Annotated in this window: 21 protein-coding genes, 2 tRNA genes and 4 pseudogenes; 9 read left to right on the plus strand and 18 right to left on the minus strand. The window is 58.2% G+C overall.

Annotation, left to right across the window (positions count from 1 at the left end):
- Window positions 1-3 precede the first annotated feature (3 nt).
- From nuoK to AC0L7L_RS09785, 15 genes and pseudogenes are all read right to left on the minus strand, one after another.
- Window positions 4-312, minus strand: coding sequence for an NADH-quinone oxidoreductase subunit NuoK (nuoK, locus tag AC0L7L_RS09715; protein ID WP_024707013.1), 309 nt, complete (start codon window positions 310-312; stop codon window positions 4-6).
- A gap of 42 nt (window positions 313-354) precedes the next feature.
- The gene (locus AC0L7L_RS09720; RefSeq protein WP_473513619.1) at window positions 355-969 is read right to left on the minus strand and encodes an NADH-quinone oxidoreductase subunit J; all 615 of its coding nucleotides are present in this window, start codon (window positions 967-969) and stop codon (window positions 355-357) included.
- A gap of 135 nt (window positions 970-1,104) precedes the next feature.
- Window positions 1,105-1,596, minus strand: coding sequence for an NADH-quinone oxidoreductase subunit NuoI (nuoI, locus tag AC0L7L_RS09725; protein ID WP_272211679.1), 492 nt, complete (start codon window positions 1,594-1,596; stop codon window positions 1,105-1,107).
- Between the two features lie 39 nt (window positions 1,597-1,635).
- Window positions 1,636-2,682, minus strand: coding sequence for an NADH-quinone oxidoreductase subunit NuoH (gene nuoH, locus AC0L7L_RS09730; RefSeq protein WP_272211680.1), 1,047 nt, complete (start codon window positions 2,680-2,682; stop codon window positions 1,636-1,638).
- A gap of 10 nt (window positions 2,683-2,692) precedes the next feature.
- Entirely contained in the window at window positions 2,693-4,774 is a 2,082-nt protein-coding gene (gene nuoG, locus AC0L7L_RS09735; protein ID WP_272211681.1) for an NADH-quinone oxidoreductase subunit NuoG, read from the minus strand.
- Between the two features lie 85 nt (window positions 4,775-4,859).
- On the minus strand, window positions 4,860-5,219 hold the full coding sequence (locus AC0L7L_RS09740; RefSeq protein ID WP_272211682.1) for a pentapeptide repeat-containing protein: 360 nt from the start codon (window positions 5,217-5,219) through the stop codon (window positions 4,860-4,862).
- Window positions 5,220-5,223: 4 nt separating this feature from the next.
- A pseudogene (gene nuoF / locus AC0L7L_RS09745) lies at window positions 5,224-6,521 on the minus strand (NADH-quinone oxidoreductase subunit NuoF).
- Window positions 6,522-6,530: 9 nt separating this feature from the next.
- Entirely contained in the window at window positions 6,531-7,496 is a 966-nt protein-coding gene (gene nuoE / locus AC0L7L_RS09750; protein ID WP_473513622.1) for an NADH-quinone oxidoreductase subunit NuoE, read from the minus strand.
- A 122-nt stretch (window positions 7,497-7,618) separates the two neighbouring features.
- Window positions 7,619-8,809: an NADH-quinone oxidoreductase subunit D gene (locus AC0L7L_RS09755; RefSeq protein ID WP_272211685.1), complete on the minus strand. Its 1,191-nt coding sequence runs from the start codon at window positions 8,807-8,809 to the stop codon at window positions 7,619-7,621.
- Complete coding sequence (locus AC0L7L_RS09760) at window positions 8,806-9,240, minus strand: GFA family protein (RefSeq protein ID WP_272211686.1); 435 nt, start codon at window positions 9,238-9,240, stop codon at window positions 8,806-8,808. The genes AC0L7L_RS09755 and AC0L7L_RS09760 overlap by 4 nt, the downstream gene beginning before the upstream one ends.
- Before the next feature lie 10 nt (window positions 9,241-9,250).
- Window positions 9,251-9,847, minus strand: a complete 597-nt coding sequence (locus tag AC0L7L_RS09765; protein WP_272211687.1) for an NADH-quinone oxidoreductase subunit C — start codon at window positions 9,845-9,847, stop codon at window positions 9,251-9,253.
- Between the two features lie 15 nt (window positions 9,848-9,862).
- Entirely contained in the window at window positions 9,863-10,417 is a 555-nt protein-coding gene (locus AC0L7L_RS09770) for a NuoB/complex I 20 kDa subunit family protein (protein ID WP_473513857.1), read from the minus strand.
- 15 nt (window positions 10,418-10,432) lie between these two features.
- A complete protein-coding gene (locus tag AC0L7L_RS09775; protein ID WP_473513625.1) occupies window positions 10,433-10,798 on the minus strand; it encodes an NADH-quinone oxidoreductase subunit A in 366 nt (121 codons plus the stop codon).
- A gap of 90 nt (window positions 10,799-10,888) precedes the next feature.
- Window positions 10,889-11,095 (minus strand): hypothetical protein, encoded by a 207-nt coding sequence (locus AC0L7L_RS09780; protein ID WP_272211689.1) that lies wholly within the window; start codon window positions 11,093-11,095, stop codon window positions 10,889-10,891.
- A 112-nt stretch (window positions 11,096-11,207) separates the two neighbouring features.
- Window positions 11,208-11,284 (minus strand) — tRNA-Asp (locus AC0L7L_RS09785).
- 372 nt (window positions 11,285-11,656) lie between these two features.
- On the opposite strand from AC0L7L_RS09785, the gene AC0L7L_RS09790 reads away from it, so the two are divergent.
- A tRNA-Val gene (locus AC0L7L_RS09790) sits at window positions 11,657-11,732 on the plus strand.
- A 318-nt stretch (window positions 11,733-12,050) separates the two neighbouring features.
- Window positions 12,051-12,278 (plus strand): hypothetical protein, encoded by a 228-nt coding sequence (locus AC0L7L_RS09795; RefSeq protein ID WP_272211690.1) that lies wholly within the window; start codon window positions 12,051-12,053, stop codon window positions 12,276-12,278.
- A gap of 264 nt (window positions 12,279-12,542) precedes the next feature.
- On the opposite strand, the gene AC0L7L_RS09800 is transcribed toward AC0L7L_RS09795, so the two are convergent.
- Both AC0L7L_RS09800 and ilvA read right to left on the minus strand, forming a co-directional pair.
- Window positions 12,543-12,863, minus strand: a complete 321-nt coding sequence (locus AC0L7L_RS09800; protein ID WP_272211691.1) for an HlyU family transcriptional regulator — start codon at window positions 12,861-12,863, stop codon at window positions 12,543-12,545.
- 101 nt (window positions 12,864-12,964) lie between these two features.
- A pseudogene (gene ilvA / locus AC0L7L_RS09805) lies at window positions 12,965-14,214 on the minus strand (threonine ammonia-lyase IlvA).
- A gap of 103 nt (window positions 14,215-14,317) precedes the next feature.
- Between ilvA and AC0L7L_RS09810 the strand changes: the two are divergent.
- The 6 genes and pseudogenes from AC0L7L_RS09810 (at window position 14,318) to AC0L7L_RS09835 (ending at window position 21,582) form a co-directional block, all read left to right on the plus strand.
- Window positions 14,318-15,773, plus strand: a pseudogene (locus AC0L7L_RS09810) (TrkH family potassium uptake protein).
- Between the two features lie 130 nt (window positions 15,774-15,903).
- Window positions 15,904-18,177: a phosphoribosylformylglycinamidine synthase subunit PurL gene (gene purL, locus AC0L7L_RS09815; protein WP_473513628.1), complete on the plus strand. Its 2,274-nt coding sequence runs from the start codon at window positions 15,904-15,906 to the stop codon at window positions 18,175-18,177.
- A 2-nt stretch (window positions 18,178-18,179) separates the two neighbouring features.
- The gene (locus tag AC0L7L_RS09820) at window positions 18,180-18,413 is read left to right on the plus strand and encodes a BolA family transcriptional regulator (RefSeq protein WP_272211698.1); all 234 of its coding nucleotides are present in this window, start codon (window positions 18,180-18,182) and stop codon (window positions 18,411-18,413) included.
- A 134-nt stretch (window positions 18,414-18,547) separates the two neighbouring features.
- Window positions 18,548-18,883: a Grx4 family monothiol glutaredoxin gene (gene grxD / locus AC0L7L_RS09825; RefSeq protein ID WP_272211699.1), complete on the plus strand. Its 336-nt coding sequence runs from the start codon at window positions 18,548-18,550 to the stop codon at window positions 18,881-18,883.
- A gap of 208 nt (window positions 18,884-19,091) precedes the next feature.
- Window positions 19,092-20,273 (plus strand): multidrug effflux MFS transporter, encoded by a 1,182-nt coding sequence (locus AC0L7L_RS09830; RefSeq protein WP_473513859.1) that lies wholly within the window; start codon window positions 19,092-19,094, stop codon window positions 20,271-20,273.
- 58 nt (window positions 20,274-20,331) lie between these two features.
- On the plus strand, window positions 20,332-21,582 hold the full coding sequence (locus AC0L7L_RS09835; protein WP_473513630.1) for a multidrug effflux MFS transporter: 1,251 nt from the start codon (window positions 20,332-20,334) through the stop codon (window positions 21,580-21,582).
- A 53-nt stretch (window positions 21,583-21,635) separates the two neighbouring features.
- Here AC0L7L_RS09835 and AC0L7L_RS09840 read toward each other — a convergent pair whose 3' ends face one another.
- Window positions 21,636-22,463, minus strand: coding sequence for an inositol monophosphatase (locus tag AC0L7L_RS09840; RefSeq protein WP_272211702.1), 828 nt, complete (start codon window positions 22,461-22,463; stop codon window positions 21,636-21,638).
- Between the two features lie 293 nt (window positions 22,464-22,756).
- Here AC0L7L_RS09840 and rpsD point away from each other — a divergent pair.
- A pseudogene (gene rpsD / locus AC0L7L_RS09845) lies at window positions 22,757-23,375 on the plus strand (30S ribosomal protein S4).
- The last annotated feature ends 32 nt before the right edge of the window (window positions 23,376-23,407 follow it).

The raw sequence follows: 23,407 nt of genomic DNA on the forward strand, positions 1-23,407 counted from the left end.
AGATCAGCCCTTCATCATATTGACGTCTTCGACCGCAATCGAACCGCGGTTGCGATAAAACACCACGAGGATCGCCAATCCGATCGCCGCTTCCGCCGCTGCCACCGTGAGGATGAAGAGCGCGAAGACCTGGCCGACCAAATCGTTGAGAAATGCCGAGAAAGCGACCATGTTGAGATTGACCGAAAGCAGGATCAGCTCAATGGACATGAGAATAATGATGACGTTCTTCCGGTTCAAAAAGATGCCGAAAACGCCAATCGTGAAAAGTATGGCACTGACCGTCAGGTAGTGGGAAAGTCCGATTTCCATTGCTCTGTCCTTAGTCCCGTATCCCTGCTGAATTCTCTTAAATTATAGGCCCTGGCCGGGCTTGACCTTGACGACTTCATGCGCCGTCTCCGGCGTGCGCGCCACCTGCTGGCCGATATTCTGGCGCTTCACATCGGTGCGATGTTTCAGCGTCAGCACGATCGCTCCGATCATCGCCACCAGCAGAATCAGCCCTGCCACCTGGAAGAAATAAGCGTAATGCGTGTAGATCACGTCACCAAGCGCCTGCACACTCGACTTTTCGGAGAGCGGAGGCATCGGCATTGCCGTATTGGCGGCGATCTCCGGCGAGATGACGGTGCCGCCGACCACGATGATCAGTTCGGCCAGAAGCACGACCCCGATCAGCGCACCGACAGGCGCATACCTCAGAATACCGGACCTCAGCGCCGCGAAGTCGATATCGAGCATCATCACCACGAACAGGAACAGCACCGCTACCGCGCCGACATAGACGACGAGCAGCAACAGGCCGAGATATTCCGCGCCGGCCAGAATGAACAGCGCAGCGGCATTCACGAACACCACGATCAGAAACAGGACCGAATGGACCGGATTCCGCGCAGAAATAACCATGAACGCCGAGGCCACGGCGATAAACGCGAAAAAGTAGAAAAAAAGAGCCTGGAGACCCATTTTGGTGCCTTCTCTTCCTGTACGTCGCGGGAGCCCCGGACGCGTCTCATTGAAAAACCGGCCGACACGGCAGGCTTTCCGTTCTCACATTTTTTGCCGGTCGGCTTCGTGCCGTCCGACCACGTGTTTCAAGTCTCAGCGATAAGGTGCGTCCATGGCGATGTTCTGCCCGATTTCGCGCTCCCAACGGTCACCGTTGGCGAGCAGACGCTCCTTGTCGTAGTAAAGTTCTTCGCGGGTCTCGGTCGCGAATTCGAAATTCGGCCCCTCGACGATCGCCTCGACGGGACACGCCTCCTGGCAGAAGCCGCAATAAATGCACTTCACCATATCGATGTCATAGCGAACCGTGCGGCGGGTGCCGTCATTGCGGCGCGGGCCGGCCTCGATGGTAATCGCCTGGGCGGGACAGATCGCCTCGCACAGCTTGCAGGCAATGCAGCGTTCTTCACCGTTGGGATAACGGCGCAGCGCATGCTCGCCGCGAAAACGCGGGCTGACAGGCCCCTTCTCGAAGGGGTAGTTGACCGTCGACTTCTGCGAGAAGAAGTAGCGCATCGTCAGGAAGAACGCAGCCACGAACTCCTTCAGAAAGACGGCATTGAAAGCCTGAGCAACAGAACCCATTTCAGTTTCTCCAATCCGGCACTTCGAAAAGCACCTGCATCAGCCCACCCAGCCGGTCAGTTTAACAACGAAGGCCACGATGACGACCATGGCAAGCGACAGCGGAAGGAAAACCTTCCAGCCGAGGCGCATCAGCTGATCGTAGCGATAACGCGGCACGAATGCCTTCACCATGGCGAACATGAAGAAGCAAAGGCAGACCTTGATCAGGAACCAGATGACGCCCGGGATCCAGTTCAGCACCGCCACATCGATGATCGGCAGCCAGCCGCCGAGAAACAGCGTCGTCGTCAGCGCGCACATCAGCACGATGGCGGCATATTCACCGAGCATGAACATCATGTACGGGGTCGAGCCGTATTCCACCATGAAGCCCGCGACCAGTTCCGATTCCGCTTCAGGAAGATCGAAAGGCGGACGGTTGGTTTCAGCGAGCGCCGAAATGAAGAACACGATGAACATCGGGAACAGCGCCAGCCAATTCCAGTCGAGGAACGAGTTCGGCAGGCCGAGCATGGTGCCAAGACCGGTCTGCTGGGCGAACACGATATCCGACAGGTTCAGCGATCCGACGGTCAAAAGAACGGTGACGATGACAAGGCCGATCGAGACTTCGTAAGAAACCATCTGTGCCGCAGAACGCAACGAGCCGAGAAATGCGTATTTCGAGTTCGATGCCCAGCCGCCCATGATCACGCCGTAAACCTCGAGCGACGAAATGGCGAAGATATAGAGAATGCCGATATTGATATTGGCGATCACCCAGCCATCGGCGACCGGAATCACCGCCCATGTGGCGAGCGCCAGCGTCACCGAGATCAGCGGCGCCAGCAGAAACACGACCTTGTCGGCACTCGCCGGGATGATCGGCTCCTTCAGCACGAATTTGAGCAAATCGGCAAAGGACTGCAACAGACCGAACGGGCCCACGACATTCGGGCCGCGGCGCATCTGCACCGCCGCCCAGATCTTGCGGTCAGCAAGCAGGATGAATGCGATACCGATAAGCAGCAGGACCAGAAGCAGCAGCGACTGACCGATCATGATCAGTGCGGGCCAAAGATAGGTTGAAAGAAAAGAATCCATTGTTCGGTCCTTATTCCGCCGCTGCCTTGAAATTACTGCGCGCCAGCGCCGAGCATTCGGCCATCACGGCAGAGGCCCGGGCAATCGGGTTGGTCAGGTAGAAATCGGTGATCGGCGATACGAAACCGGCCTCAGCCAGATCCCCGCCCTTCGACGCAGCCGTTTCGACCGCCTTGATATCAGCGTCAGCGATCGCGTCAAGCGCGGCGAGGTGCGGATACTCGGCGTAAAGCGCCGCACGCAGCGCCGCCAGCGAATCATAGGGAAGCGTCTTGCCGAGAATGCCGGAAAGCGCCCGCAATACCGCCCAGTCTTCACGTGCGTCACCCGGCGCAAACCCTGCGCGATTGGTCATCTGCACGCGGCCCTCAGTGTTAACGTAGGTACCCGATTTCTCGGTATAGGCGGCTGCCGGCAGCACCACATCGGCGTTCATCGCGCCGGCATCGCCGTGCGAGCCGAGATAGACCGTGAAACCAGCCTTCTTGGTAGAAAAATCAAGCTCATCTGCACCAAGCAGGAAGAGAACATCCGTGTCACCAAGCATCGCGGCCGCAGTCTTGCCGCCCTCGCCCGGCACGAAACCGATATCGAGCCCGCCGACACGCGAGGCGGCAGTGTGAAGCACGGCAAAGCCGTTCCAGTCTTCGCTGACCGCGCCGACATCGCCGGCAAGTGCAGCCGCCTTCGACAATACGGCCGCGCCGTCTTCCCGCGTCAGCGCGCCCTGACCGATGAGGATGATCGGACGTTCGGCCTTCTTCAGAACGTCGAGGAAGTCGAGCGAACCGGAAGCCAGATCGGTGAGCGTCTGCGGTCCGGCGCCGAGATATTCATAATCATAACGAAGGTCGGCATGTTCGCCGATCACGCCGATCGGGAAGCTGGCCTTGCGGAAGCGCTTGCGGATACGGGCGTTCAGGATCGACGCCTCGAAACGCGGATTGGCACCAATGATCAGCAGCGCATCGGCGTTTTCAATGCCTTCGATCGTCGGGTTGAAGAGATAGCTGGCGCGGCCATTGGTCGGATCAAGCTTCGTCCCATCCTGACGACAGTCGATATTCGATGATCCAAGCGCGCTCATCAGTCCCTTGAGGGCATACATTTCCTCAACGCTTGCCAGATCACCGGCAATCGCGCCGATCCTGTCGCCGCTGACACCGTTGATGGCGGCATTGATCGTTTCGAAGGCGTCATTCCAGTTCGATGCCTGCAGACGACCATTGGTGCGGATATAGGGCTTGTCGATGCGCTGGGTGCGAAGGCCGTCCCAGATGAAGCGGGTCTTGTCGGAGATCCACTCCTCATTCACCTCTTCATTGACGCGCGGCATGATGCGCATCACTTCGCGGCCCCGGGTATCAACGCGGATCGCCGAACCGACGGCATCCATCACGTCGATGCTCTCGGTCTTGTTCAGCTCCCACGGACGGGCCGTGAACGCGAAGGGCTTGGAGGTCAGCGCGCCGACCGGACAAAGGTCAACCACATTGCCCTGCAGCTCCGACGTCATCGCCTGTTCAAGATAGGTGGTGATTTCAGCATCTTCGCCGCGGCCGATCAGACCAAGCTCGGAAATGCCGGCCACTTCCGTGGTGAAGCGGACACAGCGCGTGCAGTGAATGCAGCGGTTCATCACGGTCTTGACCAGCGGGCCGATATACTTGTCTTCGACGGCGCGCTTGTCTTCCTGATAGCGCGAGGCGTCGATACCGAAGGCCATGGCCTGGTCCTGCAGGTCGCATTCGCCGCCCTGGTCGCAGATCGGGCAATCGAGCGGATGGTTGATGAGCAGGAACTCCATCACCCCTTCGCGCGCCTTCTTGACCATCGGCGTCTTGGTATAGATTTCCGGCAACGAACCATCCGGTCCGCCACGCACATCCTTGACACCCATGGCGCAGGAGGCTGCCGGCTTCGGCGGCCCGCCCTTCACCTGAATGAGGCACATGCGGCAATTGCCGGCAATCGACAGCCGCTCGTGAAAGCAGAAGCGCGGGATTTCGGCGCCCGCCGCTTCCGCCGCCTGCAGCAGCGTGTAGTGGTCGGGAACCTCGATTTCCTTGCCGTCTACAATCAGATTTACCATATCCGTTTTTCCCGCTTCGCCGTTGGTCCGAAAGAGACCGACGGCAGTCTATTCTCGATTGCGTCCGCCCGATCAGGGTTAGGCTTCAAGTCTTATGTTCTTTCCATAACGCCAGCAATTCACCGACATTGATGCCTTCGATCGTCATACCGTCGAGACGGCAGTCGCTGATAGAGACGCCGGAGAGATTGGCATCCGTCACCACCGTGCCCGAAAGGTTGGCGTTGTTAACACTCCATCCCGACATATTCACATTCTCAAACCTGCAGCCCGACATGTTCACGTCATCGAATTTGGAGCCCGAGAGCGTGACCCCGTGATAGCTGCCGCCGGAGAGATTGACATTTTCGTAGGAAACCCCGGACAGGTTGACATCGTCAAACACCGATCCGGAAAGATCACTCTTTCTGGCATCGATGCGACTGGCCTGTCCGTGGATCTCCATCTTTTCACTCCGCCGCTTCCATCACCGCACCTTCAGACGTGGCGTTGGCCGTGTATTGATCGATCCGCTTTTCGATTTCCGGACGGAAATTGCGGATAAGTCCCTGGATCGGCCACGCCGCGGCATCGCCGAGCGCGCAAATGGTGTGGCCTTCAACCTGTTTGGTAACCTCGAACAGCATGTCGATTTCGCGCTTTTGGGCCTTGCCGATGACCATGCGTTCCATCACCCGCCACATCCAGCCGGTGCCTTCGCGGCATGGCGTGCACTGGCCGCAGCTCTCATGTTTGAAGAATTCTGCCAGCCGGGCAATCGCCTTGATGATGTCGGTCGACTTGTCCATCACGATGGCACCGCCGGTCCCGAAGGAAGATTTGACTTCCTTCAGCCCGTCAAAGTCCATTTGCACGTCCATCATGTCTTCGGCCTTGACCACCGGGCACGATGCACCGCCGGGGATCACCGCCAGAAGATTGCTCCAGCCACCGCGAATCCCGCCACAATGCCGCTCGATCAACTCGCGGAAGGTTATTCCGAGGCTCTCCTCGACCACGCAGGGGCGGTTCACATGGCCGGAGACCATGAACACCTTGGTGCCAACATTGTTCGGGCGTCCGAAGGAAGAAACCAGCTCGCGCCGCGACGCAGAATTGTCGGCGCAACAGCAATCGATTCGACGTTGTTGACCGTGGTCGGCAGGCCGTAAAGGCCCATATTGGCCGGGAACGGCGGCTTCAGGCGGGGCTGCCCCTTCTTGCCCTCAAGGCTTTCCAGAAGCGCAGTTTCCTCACCGCAGATATAAGCGCCGGCGCCGTGGTGGACGAAAACGTCCATATCCCAGCCGCACTTGTTGTCCTTGCCGAGAAGGCCGGCATCGTAGCATTCGTCGATCGCCGCCTGCAGCGCCTCGCGCTCGCGCATGAATTCGCCGCGGATATAGATATAGGCCGTATGCGCACCCATGCCGACGCCTGCCAGCAGGCAGCCCTCGATCAGGTGATGCGGATCGTGCCGCATGATCTCGCGGTCCTTGCAGGTGCCTGGTTCGGATTCGTCAGCATTCACAACAAGATAGTGCGTACGGTCATCCTTGGGCATGAACGACCATTTCAGCCCCGTCGGAAAGCCCGCGCCGCCACGACCACGCAGACCCGAATCCTTCATTTCCTGAACGATCCAGTCGCGGCCCTTGTCGACCAAAGCCTTGGTGTTATCCCACGAACCACGCGCCATCGCGCCCTTCAGGGACTTGTCCCGATGACCGTAGAGGTTGGTGAAGATGCGATCCCTATCTTTTAACATGCTTCACTCCTAGCGCGATGTTCTGCCGAACACTTTTTCATATTCCTCGATGCCGCCCTTGGCGAGCACACCGGCCTGACGCACCCATTCGTCGCGTTCGATGCGGCCGCCGAGTTTCAGCGAACCATTGACCCAGGCGCATTCGCCCGGCGTCCATGCAGCAATCTGCTCGAATTTGTAAATGCCGATATCGTTCAAAAGCGTCTCTATCTTCGGACCGACGCCCGAAATCAACTTGAGATCATCAGGATCTTCCGGCTTGCGTTCGGCCGCCGGAGGGCGGTCACCTTTTGCACCGTCGATCGCCTCGGGCGTACCGGCATTGGCGTCGGTTTCGTCCTCGCGAGCGGCTCCGGCATCATCGTCATCATCCGTCAGCGACGTAAAACCACCTTCAGGCGCAGAGAACCAGCGGTCGATCTGCGGACCGGGCTTGATCTCGTCACCGCGGCCAGCCTCGAACGTATCGATGATTTCCTCGAGCCGTTCCGGCGTCAGGTCTTCATAGGCATCCTTGAAGATCATCACCATCGGCGCGTTGGCGCAGGCGCCCTGGCACTCAACCTCTTCCCAGGACAGCGTGCCCTCAGCATTGGGCTCAAGGGCTGCTGCGTTGATCTTCTTCTTGCAGACATTGATCAGATCACCGGCGCCACGCAGCATGCAGGGCGTTGTGCCGCACACCTGAATATGAGCCTTGGTGCCAACCGGCTTCAGCTGGAACTGGGTATAGAAGGTCGCCACTTCGAGCACCCGGATCAGCGGCATGGACAACATGGCGGCGACCTTTTCGATCGCCGCACGCGTCACCCAGCCGTCCTGCTCCTGCGCGCGCATCAAAAGCGGTATGACGGCAGACTGTTGGCGACCCTCGGGATATTTTTTGATCGTGGCTTCGGCCCACGCGGCATTCTCGTCTGAAAACGCAAATGCGGCGGGCTGGACATTCTCATCGGCTAGTCGGCGAACGGACATGCTCTCTTATACCTCTTCGGAGGTTTTGGTCACAGCTTTAGCATATCCCATGTTCTGGCACCGGCCTTCAACCGGTCCGGGACAGCAAAAAGCGGTTCTCGAAAATTCAAAGGCGTTAGCTCTCACCGATCCACCTCACCGAACACGATGTCGAGCGTCCCGATGATCGCGGTGACGTCGGCAAGCTGATGGCCCTTCGACATGAAGTCCATCGCGGACAGATGGGCAAAGCCCGGCGCACGGATCTTGCAGCGGTAAGGCTTGTTGGTGCCATCGGAGACGAGGTAGACGCCGAATTCGCCCTTAGGCGCTTCCACGGCGGCATAAACCTCGCCCTCGGGCACATGATAGCCTTCGGTGTAAAGCTTGAAGTGGTGAATCAGCGCTTCCATCGAGCGCTTCATCTGCGCGCGTTTCGGCGGAACCACCTTGCCGTCCATCGAGTTGAACGGACCGGTCTTGGCATCGCCCAGAAGGCGCTCGACGCACTGCTTCATGATCTTCACCGATTCGCGCATCTCGTTGATGCGCAGAACCCAGCGATCATAGCAGTCACCGTTCTTGCCAATCACCACATCGAAGTCGAGATCGGAATAGCATTCATAGGGCTGTGCCCGGCGCAGGTCCCAGGCAGCCCCCGAACCACGCACCATCGGGCCGGAGAAGCCCCAGGCGAAGGCGTCTTCGAGCGTGACATTACCAATATCGACATTGCGTTGCTTGAAGATACGGTTACCAGCCAGAAGCGCTTCGATATCGTTGAGCTTTGCCGGGAACTGTTCGCACCACTTGCCGATATCCTCGACCAGTTCGGGCGGCAGATCCTGATGCACGCCACCGGGGCGGAAATAGGCCGCATGCATGCGCGCGCCACAAGCCCGCTCATAGAACACCATCAGCTTTTCGCGCTCTTCAAAACCCCAGAGCGGCGGCGTCAGCGCGCCAACGTCCATGGCGGCAGTGGTGCAGTTGAGAAGATGATTGAGAACACGGCCGATCTCGGAAAACAGCACGCGGATGAGCTGACCACGGATCGGGATCTCGACGTCCAACAGCTTTTCCACGGCAAGCGCAAAGGCGTGCTCCTGGTTCATCGGCGCGACATAATCCAGCCGGTCGAAATAGGGTACAGCCTGCAGAAAGGTCTTGGTCTCGATCAGCTTCTCGGTCCCGCGGTGCAGCAGGCCGATATGCGGGTCGACACGTTCGACGATCTCGCCGTCCAGCTCCAGAACCAGACGCAGCACGCCATGGGCGGAGGGATGCTCCGGTCCGAAGTTGATCGTGAAATTGCGGACATTATGTTCAGTCATGCCGATGGATCCTGTTGTGAAGCATAGGCCGCGAAGAACTCTTCCGACGTCATCTTCCTGGTCTCGTTGGCGAAGGTGTAGTTGTCCGGCTTCTCGTCAACGAAGATTTCGCTGGTGAACCGGAAGGCCCCGGGCTGATCAAAGGCTTGCGCGGACACGACGACGTCAGAGCCATCCTGCATGCGCCAGAACAGCGTTGAACCGCAGGTCTTGCAGAACACCCGCTCACCATACTCTGACGATTTGTAGACACCGAGCATCGCCTCGTTTTCGATCTCAACGGCAGTGCCGCAGTCGACGCCGAGAAAACCCGCACCGCCGCTCCAGCGCCGGCACAACCCGCAATGGCACACACCCATCTCGTCACTTGCCGGTGCGGCGCTAAAACGAACCGCCCCGCAGATACAGCCGCCAGTCAACCGTTCAGCCATCACGCCCTCCTCAGCTCGCCTTCTCGTCACCAGGCAGGACGTAGTCGGGTCCTTCCCAGGGGCTGAGAAAATCAAAGCTGCGAAACTCCTGACGAAGTTCAACCGGCTCGTAGATCACGCGCTTGGCTTCCTCGTCATAACGCAGCTCGACAAAGCCGGTCGTCGGGAAGTCCTTGCGCAACGGATGCCCCTCGAAACCGTAATCGGTCAAAAGCCGGCGCAGGTCTGGATGGCCACTGAAAGGGATGCCGTACATGTCCCAAGTCTCGCGCTCGAACCAGTCGGCGCCCGGAAAGATCGAGGTGATCGACGGCACAACTTCGTCTTCATCCACAGCAACTTTGATCCGGATACGGGCGTTCTGGGTCGGAGACAGAAGGTGATAGACAACATCGAAGCGCTGTGCCCGGCCGGGCCAGTCCACACCGCATACGTCAATAATGATTGCGAAGGCGCACTGGCCGTCATCGCGCAGGAACTTTGCGACATCCACGATCGCGCCCGGCGTCGTGAATACCGTCAGTTCGCCATGGGCGACGCGAGCATCATGAACACCGCTGCATACTTCGCGGATATGGGCGCCGAGATCGTTCAAAACTTCACTCATTATGGTCTCCAGCCGCTATCGCTCGATCGTGCCGGTGCGCCGGATCTTTTTCTGCAGCAAAAGCACGCCGTAAAGCAACGCCTCGGCCGTGGGCGGACAGCCCGGCACGTAAATGTCGACGGGAACGACTCGGTCGCATCCACGCACAACGGAATAGGAATAGTGATAATAGCCGCCGCCATTGGCACAGGAGCCCATGGAGATGACATAGCGCGGCTCCGGCATCTGGTCATAGACCTTGCGAAGCGCAGGCGCCATCTTGTTGGTCAGCGTTCCGGCAACGATCATCACATCCGACTGGCGCGGAGAGGCGCGCGGAGCAAACCCAAAGCGCTCGCAGTCATAGCGCGGCATCGACATCTGCATCATCTCGACGGCGCAGCATGCGAGACCGAACTGCATCCACATCAGGGAGCCGGTACGCGCCCAGGTGATCAGCTGCGCGGAAGAGGTAACGAGAAAGCCCTTGTCGGCAAGCTCATTGTTGATTTCACCGAAAAAGCGGTCGTCAGCGCCGACAGGTTTGTTCGTTATCGGGTCGATCACGCCTTTCGGCGCCGGTGCGACCAGAGTTCTCGTCCTGGCTCACTCCCATTCGAGTGCTCCCTTTTTCCATTCATAGATGAAGCCGATTGTCAGCACGCCCAGAAAGACCATCATAGACCAGAAACCGAACCAGCCAATATCGCCGAAGGATGCTGCCCAGGGAAACAGGAAAGCCACTTCAAGATCAAAGATGATGAACAGGATCGCAACCAGATAGAAGCGGATATCGAACTTCATGCGGGCGTCGTCAAACGCGTTGAAACCGCACTCATAGGCCGAAAGCTTCTCCGCATCGGGCGCTTTGAAGGCCAGCGCAAACGGCGCGACCATCAGGGCCAACCCGATGACGAGACAGATGGCGATAAAGATGACGATCGGAATATAGGAACTGAGGACTTCAGCCATAAAAACACCCTTGCCGTTTGATGGCGCCCGGGTCAGCGCACCCGCAGAATAGACCGCGGTACCGAAAATTGATAGATGTCGGGGTTGTGGTTAGCGCAGCCAGCGCGCTCGCGCAAGCCATTGCGACTTCATTTCGTGGCGCTGCAACAATCTTTGCAGAATGGAATGCGGCGTTTTTGCGCCCTTTGCTGCATCCGATCCAATGTGCGGCAATTTGCTGCGCCCGCACGGATGCTCGTCGCGTCGACCATGACGGATCTCAAAAGAGACGTGGCCCGAAAGCCAGGCGACCGGCATGGGCCAAACCTTTTCTATAAAGAGGTCCCAAATGCCCAAGCCAGCAATTACACTGACCTGCCTGCAAACTGCAGCGCAATAATATGGGAGAAACATTTTCTGATAAGAAAAATGGCGCGAGTGACGGGGCTCGAACCCGCGACCTCCGGCGTGACAGGCCGGCACTCTAACCAGCTGAGCTACACCCGCGCATTTGGCCGTTTCAGGATCAAGCGCTTGTTTTCGTGAGCGCTTGTCTGTCTGGCGTGAGCGGCTGTTTAAGGGGGACACCTGCTAGTGTCAAGCAGCTTGTCACGCATTTCTGTTTTTTTGTGCGACAGCTCTCAAGAGGCCTGCAAAACCGGGAAAACCGCTTTCAGAAATTATATTGCTGCTACGCGGGCACTGAACACCTTCTGGTGAAGAAGCGACCTTAAGGCGCCAGAACACCGAGGTGATTCACACGATACCCCTTCCCCGGCCCGCATCCTCCGGCGACCTTTTGAAAAAAATGCAGATTCCGCGAAAACCCTCTTGCGGTTTTCGTTCTATCCGCCTATTTCACGCACCACCAACGCGGTCGGGCGATTAGCTCAGTTGGTAGAGCGCCTCGTTTACACCGAGGATGTCGGGAGTTCGAGTCTCTCATCGCCCACCATTCTTCTTCATGCAGTATGATTGCCTTCAGCCAGCAGGGTTGGCTGCGTGATTTGGTTATGATGAGACTTTCAGATCCGCCCTTCGCTCATGACATGCGCTCTTCGCGAAAGGGCTCGCCACCCGTCCGATCGCACAAGGTCGGCTGCTGCAGCGCTGGACAATTCACAACGGCATTTCCATCCACAGTAAAAAAGCCCGGAATATTCCACAATCCCAGACACTATTCCGTTCGTTAACGTTGAACTACATAAGTATAAAAACTTGATTGCGCTGCCATTAAGGATTAACCTCCTCAAAATCGGGAGAGGATCCGAAAATGGCTCGCTATAAATGTACCGACTGTATGATGGTGCAGGATACTGGGCGTGTGTGCCGTCGTTGTGGCAGCTACAGTCTCGCTGCGCTTGAGACCCATAGCGGAGGCGCTGTGGAGAAAAAGCACGAGACACAAGCGCCCGCGACCATGCCATATAACATGCCGGTATGGATATCCTTTTTCGGGATCGCCATACTCACCAGCTATCTGATGATCTTTCACATGTGATTTCTTGCCGCGAATTGGCAGGCCAGGGCCGTCGTGAAGAAACTGACCTGTGCCATCGAGATAATCGCCACTTGCGGTCAGGTTTTGACGAAATCGACTTTTATCCGCCTGCAGCCAGAGTGGAGTGTGCCATTCATGCGGTGCGCGGGCCTAAGCGAGAGCGCTCCCGCAAGGGGGCCGGCTTCCCGCACAGCGCCATTTTCATTCGAATCAAAGAATGCACCACCAAGCCGGCTGATAGCTCTGCCTTGAAGTGTCTGCCGCTCAGGCGGTACGGTGCTTTTCGCCGTCAGAAAACAGCGATTTGCCGTTCTGGTCCACGATCTGCTTGCCCTTCTTGAGGCTCCACTCGATCGCTTCATCCTGTGATGAGAACAGGTCAGCCCGGATGAAGGTCCGAACCAGCGTTTCCTCGCCGATTTCCTTCTCGATTCGACCTTGAAGCCTGTACTGCGCGCCTTCCTTCGCCGGTTCGGCGAAAATGATGCAGTCCTCGTGGACGATCGACTTTACAGCCTGCTCATTCTCTTGGCCGCCGCCACCACCGGAAAACAAAGAACCGAGCTTCGAGAAAAACGATGCCATAGACACAAACTCCCTTTTTAGCGTTTTTAACCGATCAACCTTGTTTTCGCCAGACCGGCCTGTGAGATTCCACTGCGGCAGAAAGCAGCGAGCTGAAACGATCAGATGATCAGGTTCGCCAGTATCTCGTTTTCGGTAATATCCTGGAATTTCAGCCCGCTGGCCGTCATCTTTTCGAACAGGTCAGCAAAATTCTCCGGTTTCGCCGTTTCGATGCCGATCAGGATCGAACCGAAATTGCGCGCGGATTTCTTCAGATATTCGAACCGCGCGATGTCGTCCTGCGGGCCGAGAAGACCAAGAAAATCCTTCAGTGCTCCGGGACGCTGCGGCAGGCGCAGGATGAAGTATTTTTTCAGTCCGGCAAAGCGCATTGCCCGCTCCTTGACGTCCGGCAGCCGGTCAAAGTCGAAATTGCCACCGGAAACGAGAACCACAATCTTGCGGCCACGCACATCATCCGGAGCAAGCATGCCAAGTGCGGTCAGTGCCAGCGCGCCCGCGGGCTCGAGAACCACGCCTTCGACATTCAGCATTTCCGTCATGGTTGCGCAGATCGCATTTTCGGGAACGAGGATCACCTGTTCGGGAGAAAACCGGCGCAAAGCGGCAAAATTGGCATCGCCGATGCGCGCAACCGCAGCGCCATCGACAAAATTGTCGACCTCGGCAAGCGTCACGATCTCATGCGCCTCAAGCGAACGCCTGAGGCTTGGCGCGCCGGAAGGCTCGCTCAGCAGAAATGCGTCATCCCCGAGCTGTCCCTCGAAATAGCCGGTAACACCCGCCGAAAGCCCGCCACCACCGACGGGCATCACGATCAGATCCGGCAAGCCCCCTCTTCCGGCCAGGCCGCCTCGATTTCCGCGGCAACACTGGCTTGCCCCTCGATAATGTCTGGGTGATCGAAGGGCGGCACCATCACACCGTCATTCTGCTCCACGAACGCACGCGCGGCCGCATAGCAGACGTCGAATATATCGCCGACAAGCTCTATTCGGATTTGGCCGGCACCGAAGATGCGGGTCTTGTCGATTTTCTGCTGTGGCGTCGTCACCGGCATGAAGATAACGCCCTCCACTCCGAAATGACTGCAACAATAAGCGAACCCCTGGGCATGGTTTCCGGCAGAGGCGCAGACAAAGACCCTGTCGCCGCCGCCTTCGGCCATGCGTTTGCGCATGAAAGTGAAAGCGCCCCGCAACTTGTAGGAACGTACCGGCGTCAAATCCTCGCGCTTGAGATAGATATCGGCATTGAAACGGGCACTCAAATGCGCGTTCCGCTGAAGTGGCGTCGGCTCGAACAGGGTTCTGAGGGCTTTGGTTGCTTCAGTTACATCATCGCGCATTCTGGTGCTTCCCATTGAGTTTGTAACGCTACACCGCTATGGCATAGATCGCGGGATTGGAAAAACCCGCAAGTGACACCGAGCATGACGGGGAACGGTCTCCTTGAACGCCACTCTTTTGCGGTCAGCCTTCTACATTGCGGCCATTTGCGGTCTCTACCTCGCTGCCGCGATGTTTGTTCCGGCAATGGCGGACCTTTATTACGCCAATGACGACTGGCGGGTCTTTGCCATATGTGGCTTCATGGTCGGCGGCACAAGCGCCGCGACAGCCATGGCGATGCGCGGCAACCCACCGCCGTTCAGCCGACGGCTGGGCTTCTTCCTCGTCAATCTTCTGTGGATCACCTTTGCGGTGATCGGCTCGATCCCGATCTATCTTGCCCGCGAGGACCTCACCTTCGCGCAGGCCCTGTTTGAAGCCGTCTCCGCGATCACCACCACAGGATCAACCGTTCTGACCGGCCTCGACGATGCCGCGCCCGGGCTTCTTTTGTGGCGATCGCTGTTGCAATGGATGGGCGGCATCGGCATCGTCGCACTCGGCCTGTTCATCCTGCCGTTCCTGCGCATCGGCGGCATGGCCTTTTTCAAGATGGAATCATCAGACACCAGCGACAAGCCGTTCGCGCGGATGGCGAGTTTCACCAGGGCATTCCTCGCGATCTACGTTGGCATCACAATCGTCTGCGCTATCTGTTACGGTCTTGCCGGCATGTCGCATTTCGATGCGGTCAACCATGCCCTGACAACGGTTGCCACCGGAGGCTTCTCCACCCACGACGCCTCGTTCGGTTATTTCCACAGCATGGAGCTGCTGTGGATTGCCGGTTTTTTCATGACCCTGTGCAGTCTGCCTTTCTCGATCCTGATCCTGTTTGTTGTTCGCGGTCGCCTCGATACGCTGCGCGACCCTCAGATCATGCTGTTTCTGTCGTATCTGCTGATCGCCACCTTCGTACTCGCGCTTTATATCAGCCTCGACGGACAGATGGATTTCGTCACCGCCTTGACGCAGTCCTTCTTCAATGTTTCCTCCATTCTGTCGACAACCGGCTATGCCAGTACCGACTACACGGCCTGGGGCGGCTTCGCGATCGTCATGGTATTTTTCCTGACCTTCATGGGCGGCTGCTCGGGGTCAACAGCCGGCGGCATAAAGGCCTACCGTTTTCTGATTCTGTTCAACATGCTCAGCACCGGTATGAAAAAGCTGATCTACCCCAACGCCGTCTACTCGATCCGCTACGGTCGGCTGGGCGTCGATCTCGGAGACCCAGCGCGCCGTTTCGATGTTCTTCAGCGCGTTCATCCTGCTGTGGGCATTTGGCAGCCTTGCCATGGCAGCCTTCGGATATGATCTGACTACGGCCATCTCTGCGGTTTTGACCGCGCTTTCGAATGTCGGCCCAGGACTTGGCGATATAATCGGCCCGGCAGGCAATTTTTCCACATTTGCCGACCCTGAACTTTACCTTCTCTCCATTCTGATGCTGCTTGGCCGCCTTGAAATCCTGACCGTTGCGGTCATCCTCATGCCGATGTACTGGCGCGGCTAACATCTGCCGTGGGCTGCCTGCGGAAAACCGGCCGGCAGCGGCGGAGAAGCTTCCATTTGCGCGCGAACCGCTTTATTGAAGGGCGAAAACGCGCCGAACGTCGAAAACCAATGCGGGATGCTCTTGTCTCATGACACTTTCCAACAGTCAGGCCATCACACCTGAAATCGTCGAAGCCCATGGACTGAAGCCGGACGAATACGAGCGGGTTCTTGAACTGATCGGCCGCGAGCCGACCTTCACCGAACTCGGCATATTCTCCGCGATGTGGAACGAGCACTGCTCCTACAAATCATCGAAACGCTGGCTGAGAACGCTGCCGACGACAGGGCGGCGGGTGATCCAGGGGCCCGGCGAAAATGCGGGCATCGTCGACATTGATGACGGCGATTGCGTCGTCTTCAAGATGGAAAGCCACAACCACCCCTCCTATATCGAACCCTATCAAGGGGCTGCGACCGGTGTCGGTGGAATCTTACGCGATATCTTCACCATGGGCGCGCGTCCGGTGGCCGCAATGAACGCGCTGCGCTTCGGCGCGCCCGATCATCCCAAGACCCGCCATCTGGTTTCCGGCGTGGTGGCTGGCGTCGGCGGCTACGGCAATGCCTTCGGTGTGCCGACCGTTGGCGGTGAGGTCGAATTCGACGCCCGTTACAACGGCAACAACCTCGTCAACGCCTTTGCGGCCGGCATCGCAAAGTCCGATTCGATTTTTTATTCCGAGGCCAAGGGCGTCGGCCTGCCGGTTGTCTATCTCGGCGCCAAGACAGGCCGTGATGGCGTCGGCGGCGCGACCATGGCATCCGCTGAATTCGACACGGATATCGAGGAAAAGCGCCCGACCGTTCAGGTCGGCGACCCCTTTACCGAAAAATGCCTGCTTGAAGCCTGTATGGAACTGATGAAGACCGGCGCGGTGATCGCCATTCAGGACATGGGCGCGGCGGGGCTGACATGTTCGGCGGTCGAAATGGGCGCCAAGGGCAATCTCGGCGTCGAGCTGGATCTTGATTGCGTGCCCGTGCGCGAGACCGAGATGACGGCTTATGAAATGATGCTGTCGGAAAGCCAGGAGCGCATGCTCATGGTACTCGACCCCGAAAAGGAAGAGGAAGCCGAGGCGATCTTCCGCAAATGGGGACTGGATTTCGCGATTGTCGGAAAGACCACCGACGATCTCAGGTTCCGCGTTCTCCATCGCGGCGAAGAAGTGGCGAACCTTCCGATCAAGGAACTTGGCGACGAGGCGCCCGAATATGACCGGCCCTGGCGCGAGCCCGACACCCGCGGAGAACTGCCCGCGCATCTGGTCGCGGCTCCGGAGGATTATGGCGCGGCACTGCTGAAATTGGTCGGCGGCCCGAACCAATCGAGCCGACGCTGGGTATACGAACAGTATGACACGCTGATCCAGGGCAATTCCCTGCAGATCCCCGGCGGCGATGCTGGCGTCGTCCGCGTTGACGGCCATCCGGTGAAGGCGCTTGCCTTTTCCTGTGACGTGACCCCGCATTACGTCGAGGCCGACCCTTATGAGGGCGGCAAGCAGGCGGTTGCCGAATGCTGGCGCAACATCACCGCGACCGGTGCCGAGCCGCTGGCATCCACGGACAATCTGAACTTCGGCAACCCGGAAAAACCGGAAATCATGGGCCAGCTGGTGAAGGCGATCGAAGGTATCGGCGAAGCCTGCCGGGCGCTAGATTTCCCGATCGTGTCCGGCAATGTCTCGCTCTATAACGAGACCAATGGCGAGGCCATCCTGCCGACACCGACCATCGGCGGGGTCGGCCTTATCGCCGACTGGCGCAAGATGGCCCGGATCGGCTCGTTCGAGGACGGCGACTGTGTGATTCTGATCGGCGCCGATGGCGATCATCTTGGCGCTTCGGCCTATATGCGCGACGTTCTCGACCTCATCGACGGCCCGGCACCGACGGTGGATCTCTACGTCGAGCGCCGCAATGGCGATTTCGTGCGCTCGGCGATCAACAACGGCCAGATCACCGCTTGCCACGACATTTCCGCAGGCGGACTTGCCGTTGCCCTGGCCGAAATGTGCATGGCAGCCGGCAAAGGCATGGCGGTCAGCATCGATCAAGCGCGCGGCCTGCCACATGCCTTGCTTTTCGGCGAGGACCAGGCCCGCTATGTAATCACCGTACCGGCGGAATACGGCAATTTCGTCTGCGCTTCGGCAGAAGGCAGCGGTATCCAGTTCCGCCGTCTTGGCAATGTGAAGGGCGACGCGCTTGTGATCGACGATCTGATCTCCCTGCCCGTCGGGGAGTTGCGTAACGCCCATGAAATGTGGTTCCCTCAGTTCATGGGCGCGACCAGAGGCAACGGCCAGTCGGCAGAAGAACCGGCATCAAGCCCGGCATCAAGCGAGGAGCACTGAATATGGCAATGAGCGCGGGCGAAATCGAAGACATGATCAAGGCAGCCATTCCCGACGCAACCGTCAACATCAGGGATCTGGCAGGCGATGGCGACCATTTTGCTGCCGAAGTTGTCTCGGAAAGTTTCAAGGGCAAGACCCGTGTGCAGCAGCATCAGATGGTCTACGACGCCCTGAAAGGCAATATGGGCGGGGTGCTTCACGCACTCGCGCTGCAAACGTCCGCGCCGCAATAGGCGCTCCAACGATGGCAATATGCCCGCAGCGACCAAATCATCGGTCTTGGGACTTGGCGGTTGTCAATCGATCGATTATATGCTGAAAGCAAATAAAGCTACGGATCTTGAACCCGTATGTAAAAGGATTGCTCATGAGTGACATCAATACCTACATCAAGAGCGAAGTCGACGACAACGATGTTGTCGTTTTCATGAAAGGGACCCCGCAGTTTCCGCAGTGCGGTTTCTCCGGTCAGGTTGTTCAGATTCTCGAATATCTCGGCGTCGACTTCAAAGGCATCAACGTTCTTGCCGATGGTGATTTGCGTCAGGGTATCAAGGATTATTCCAACTGGCCGACCATTCCCCAACTCTACGTGAAGGGTGAGTTCCTCGGCGGTTGCGATATCGTGCGAGAAATGTTCCAGGCTGGCGAGCTTCAGGACCACTTTGCGTCGAAGGGTGTCGCAATTCGCGGCGCGGCCTGATCCCGGACTGACGCAACGACATCCGGCCACGATTGTTGTTGCGGACAGGTGCCCAAGCGGCTCTCCGGCATAATTTTGCAGTCATTCTGACACGGGCGTCGCATATGCGGCGCCTTCTTTTGCTTTCAGGAATATCGTTGTGACAGAAACATTACAGACATCACGGCCGCGGGTCCGAAAAATCCCCGGAAAATGGGAGCTGGTGGCTATGATGGCAGGGCTGATGGCGCTCAATGCGCTTGCCATCGATATCATGTTGCCCGGCCTCAAACAGATCGGTGCCAGTCTCGGCGTTGAGGCAGAAAACCAGCACCAGTTCATCATCACATCCTATGTGCTTGGCTTTGGTGTTGCGCAGCTCGCCTACGGACCTCTGGCGGACCGTTTCGGACGCAAACTGCCGCTTCTCGCGGGTCTCGTCATCTATTTCATCGGCGCGGTGGCATGCGCGTTCGTTCCAACGTTCGGAATGATGCTACTCGTGCGCTTCTGCCAGGGGCTCGGTGCGGCGGCAACCCGCGTGATCTCGGTTGCCATCGTTCGTGATCTCTACGGCGGCCGCAAGATGGCCGAGATCATGTCGTTGATCATGATGGTCTTCATGATCATCCCGGTGATCGCTCCCTCGATCGGCCAGACGATCATGCTGTTCGGCGACTGGCATCTGGTCTTCGTCTTCCTGGGGCTTGCCGCGCTCGGCAATTTCTTCTGGGTTACCTTCCGTCTGCCGGAAACCCAGCATCCCGAGGACGTGATCGAACTGACGCCAAAAGCGGTCGCCCACAGCTTCGCCCGTGTACTGAGCAACCGCGTGGCACTGTTCTACACCCTGGCAACAACCTTCATCGTGGCCTGCATCTTCGGCTTCGTGACCTCTGCGCAGCAGGTCTATGTCGATATCTACGGGCTTGGCACCCTGTTTCCGCTGGCCTTCGCCGGCGTCGGCGTCGTCATGGCGGCCTCATCGCTTGCGAACTCCCGCATCGTTGGCAAGATTGGCATGCGCAGGCTGTCCCACGGTGCACTGATCGGCTTTGTGCTGACCAATGGGGTCTGGCTGGCGATTGACCTCATGTTTACCGGTATCATGCCGTTCTGGCTGTTTTACGGGATATTCATGGTCGCATGGTTCCAGTTCGGATGGATCGCGCCAAACTTCAATGCACTGGCCATGGAGCCCCTTGGCCATATTGCAGGCGCCGCATCGTCGATCCTCGGTTTTGCCAGCACGGCCGGTTCCGCACTTCTCGGCGCAGCGATCGGCCTGTCCTTCAACGGAACGACGACACCGATGATCGGCGGCTTCTTTGTCTTCGGCTTGATCGCTCTCGCACTAACCCTGATTGCGGAGAAGGGAAAGCTGCTTCAGCCGCAAAACCCGGAAGTCTGATGCCATTCTCGCCCGGTCCAGAACGGGACCGGGCCCATGCCCCGAAAGTCCCCTCCTCGTGACACATGCATCCCCCTCTCATTCCGCGCCACTGAGCAAACTTCTTCCCAAATGGGAACTTGTGACCATGATGGCGCTCCTGATGGCGCTGAATGCGCTGGCCATCGACATCATGCTGCCCGGTCTGCAGCAGATCGGCGCAAGCCTTGGCGTCGAAGAGGAAAACCGCCGACAGTTTATTGTCACCGCTTATGTACTCGGCATGGGCTTCGCGCAATTGCTGTTCGGACCGCTTTCCGACCGTTTCGGACGCAAGAAACCGCTGCTCGCCGGACTTGCCCTTTACCTTTCAACATCGCTGTTTGCCGCCTTCGTTCCGAGCTTCGGACTGATGCTCCTTGCCCGCTTCATGCAGGGCGCGGGGTCTGCGGCCACGCGTGTGATCTCGATCTCGATCGTGCGCGACCTTTATGGTGGCCGGATGATGGCTGAGGTGATGTCGCTGATCATGATGGTGTTCATGATCATCCCGATCCTGGCACCGTCAATTGGCCAGGTCATCCTGCTCGCCGGTGAATGGCATCTGATCTTTATCTTCCTGGCAATGTTTTCGTCCGCCATGATCGTCTGGGTGCTGATGCGGCTACCAGAATCGCTCAATCCCGCAGACCAGCGCGCCTTCAGCGTCACCTCGATCGCAAGCGGTTTCATGATGGTGATCCGCAACCGTACGGCAGCACTTTACATTCTGGCAACGACCTTCATTCAGGCCTGCATGTTCGGCTATATTACCTCGGCCCAGCAGATCTACATCGGTATCTTCGACCTCGGAACGCTGTTTCCGATCGCTTTTGCCGGCCTCGGCGTGATCATGTCCTGCTCGGCGCTTTTGAACTCACGCTTCGTCGGCCGGTTCGGCATGCGGCGGCTGTCGCAGGCAGGCCTGATCATCTTCACAACGGTGATCGGGATCTGGCTTGCGCTCGACCTGGCCTATGATGGCATCATGCCGTTCTGGCTGTTCTACCTGATGTTCTGCCTTGCCTGGCTGCAATTCGGCATCATCGGCGCCAACTTCAATTCCATGGCGATGGAACCCCTCGGTCATGTCGCCGGGATTGGCTCCTCGGTGCTGGGGTTCACCAGCACTGCCGGATCCGCACTGATCGGTTCTCTGGTCGGCCAGTCCTTCAACGGCACCACGACGCCACTGATCGCCGGATTCTTCACATTTGCCATCTGCGCCTGCATCGCCACGGTGATCGCCGAACGCGGCAAGCTGTTCCAGCCGCAAAATCCGGAAGTCTGATCAAAAAAAGGCGCCGCGAAGGGCGCCTTTTTCTCTCTCCAGCCGCTCCGGCGTTAAACCGTGAACACTTTCGCGCGCAGTTCCTGCCAGCTTTCCTTGTCCGGTGCACCCAACAGGCCGCCGTCCAGATGGTCGGGGCGGTAGGCAGAGCCGTCATAACGCGCGATATAGCCACCGGCCTCCTGACCGATCAGCACACCGGCCAGATGATCCCATGGCATCAGCTTGAAATAGGTGAAGAAGTGCAAGCCGCCTGCAGCAAAGGCGCGATATTCGACGGCAGCACAGCGATAGCTCGCTGCATAGCGAAGCTTGGCGGTATTGGCCAGAAGTTCGGCCCGCTTCTCGCGCGGCATGAAGGCAACCGAGGCAGTCCCAAGCATATCCTCAAGCGCAACGGGGGCTGCGACCTTCATCCGGCTTGACGAACCATCGACACGTTTCAGCCAGGTGCCGCCGCCCTTCTCGGCAATCATGAAGTCGTCGCCCATCGGATCATAGATCAGTCCGGCAACGGTCTCGCCATTGACCACGATCGCTGCCATCACCCCAAAAGCGGAAATGCCATGGGCATAATTGAACGTGCCATCAATCGGATCGACCACCACAGCCAGTTCCGCATCCTTCAGTTTTGACAAAAGCGACGGATTGGCTGCAACGCCCTCCTCGCCGACAAAGGCTGCGTCAGGCAGGATCTTCTCGATACCCGCCTTGATCACCCGCTCCGCGCCGGTATCGGCAACGGTGACGAGATCGCTGGCCTCGGTCTTTTCTGCAACGTCCTGATCGTGCAACTTTCGAAAACGTGGCAGGATCTCCTGTGCGGCGGCTTCGCGCATCAGCCTGGCGATGGCGTCGAGTGTTTCGGATGTGATCGTCATGTGCTGAAATCCCCGTGGAACAAATCAGGTCCGGTTAAATCATGTCCGCACCTGCAAAGTCCATGGCCTGCAGGACCAAAGGCGATGCTTTGTCGTTGACTTTTCAACAAAACCCGACTATCCCCGCGCCAACACCGGCTTCGGTCGATGTTTCACCGACATGTCCCGTGGTTTTCAGGGCGCTTTTTTCCGCGAAAACCTGTCAGGATCTTCCTCGGGAAGAACCAAAGGAGGGCGTGTTTCCTTGGAACTGGCGAAAGCCGGTTCTCTTGTTATGACTTAAAGGAAATACGATGAGCAAGCGCAGAATCGTCCAAGCATAAAATTGACCGCCGTATGGGCGAAAACATCTGGGGCCGTCCGAAGTCCCCGGTGAACCGTCGCGAATACGGCCCCGGCCAGCACGGCCAGCGCCGCAAGGGCAAGATGTCCGACTTCGGTGTGCAGCTGCGCGCCAAGCAGAAGCTGAAGGGCTACTACGGCGAACTGCGCGAAAAGCAGTTCCTCGCAACCTTCGAGGAAGCCAACCGCCGCAGGGGCGACACCGGTGAAAACCTGGTTGGCCTGCTGGAAAGCCGCCTCGACGCGATCGTTTACCGCGCCAAGTTCGTACCGACGGTCTTTGCTGCCCGTCAGTTCGTCAACCACGGCCACATTACGGTCAACGGCACCAAGGTCAACATCGGTTCCTACCGCTGCCAGCCTGGCGACGTTATCGAGGTTCGTGAGCGCTCCAAGCAGCTCGCCAGCGTTCTCGAGGCCAGCCAGCTCGCTGAGCGTGACGTTCCGGAATACATCGACGCCGACCACTCCAAGATGGTCGCGACCTATGTGCGGATTCCGGCTCTTGCCGATATCCCCTACCCGGTCATCATGGAACCGAACCTCGTTGTCGAATTCTATTCGCGTTAATCGTTAGACGCGGATCTGCTTTTGGAAGCCGC

The organism is Martelella sp. K41-7, assembly GCF_055808365.1.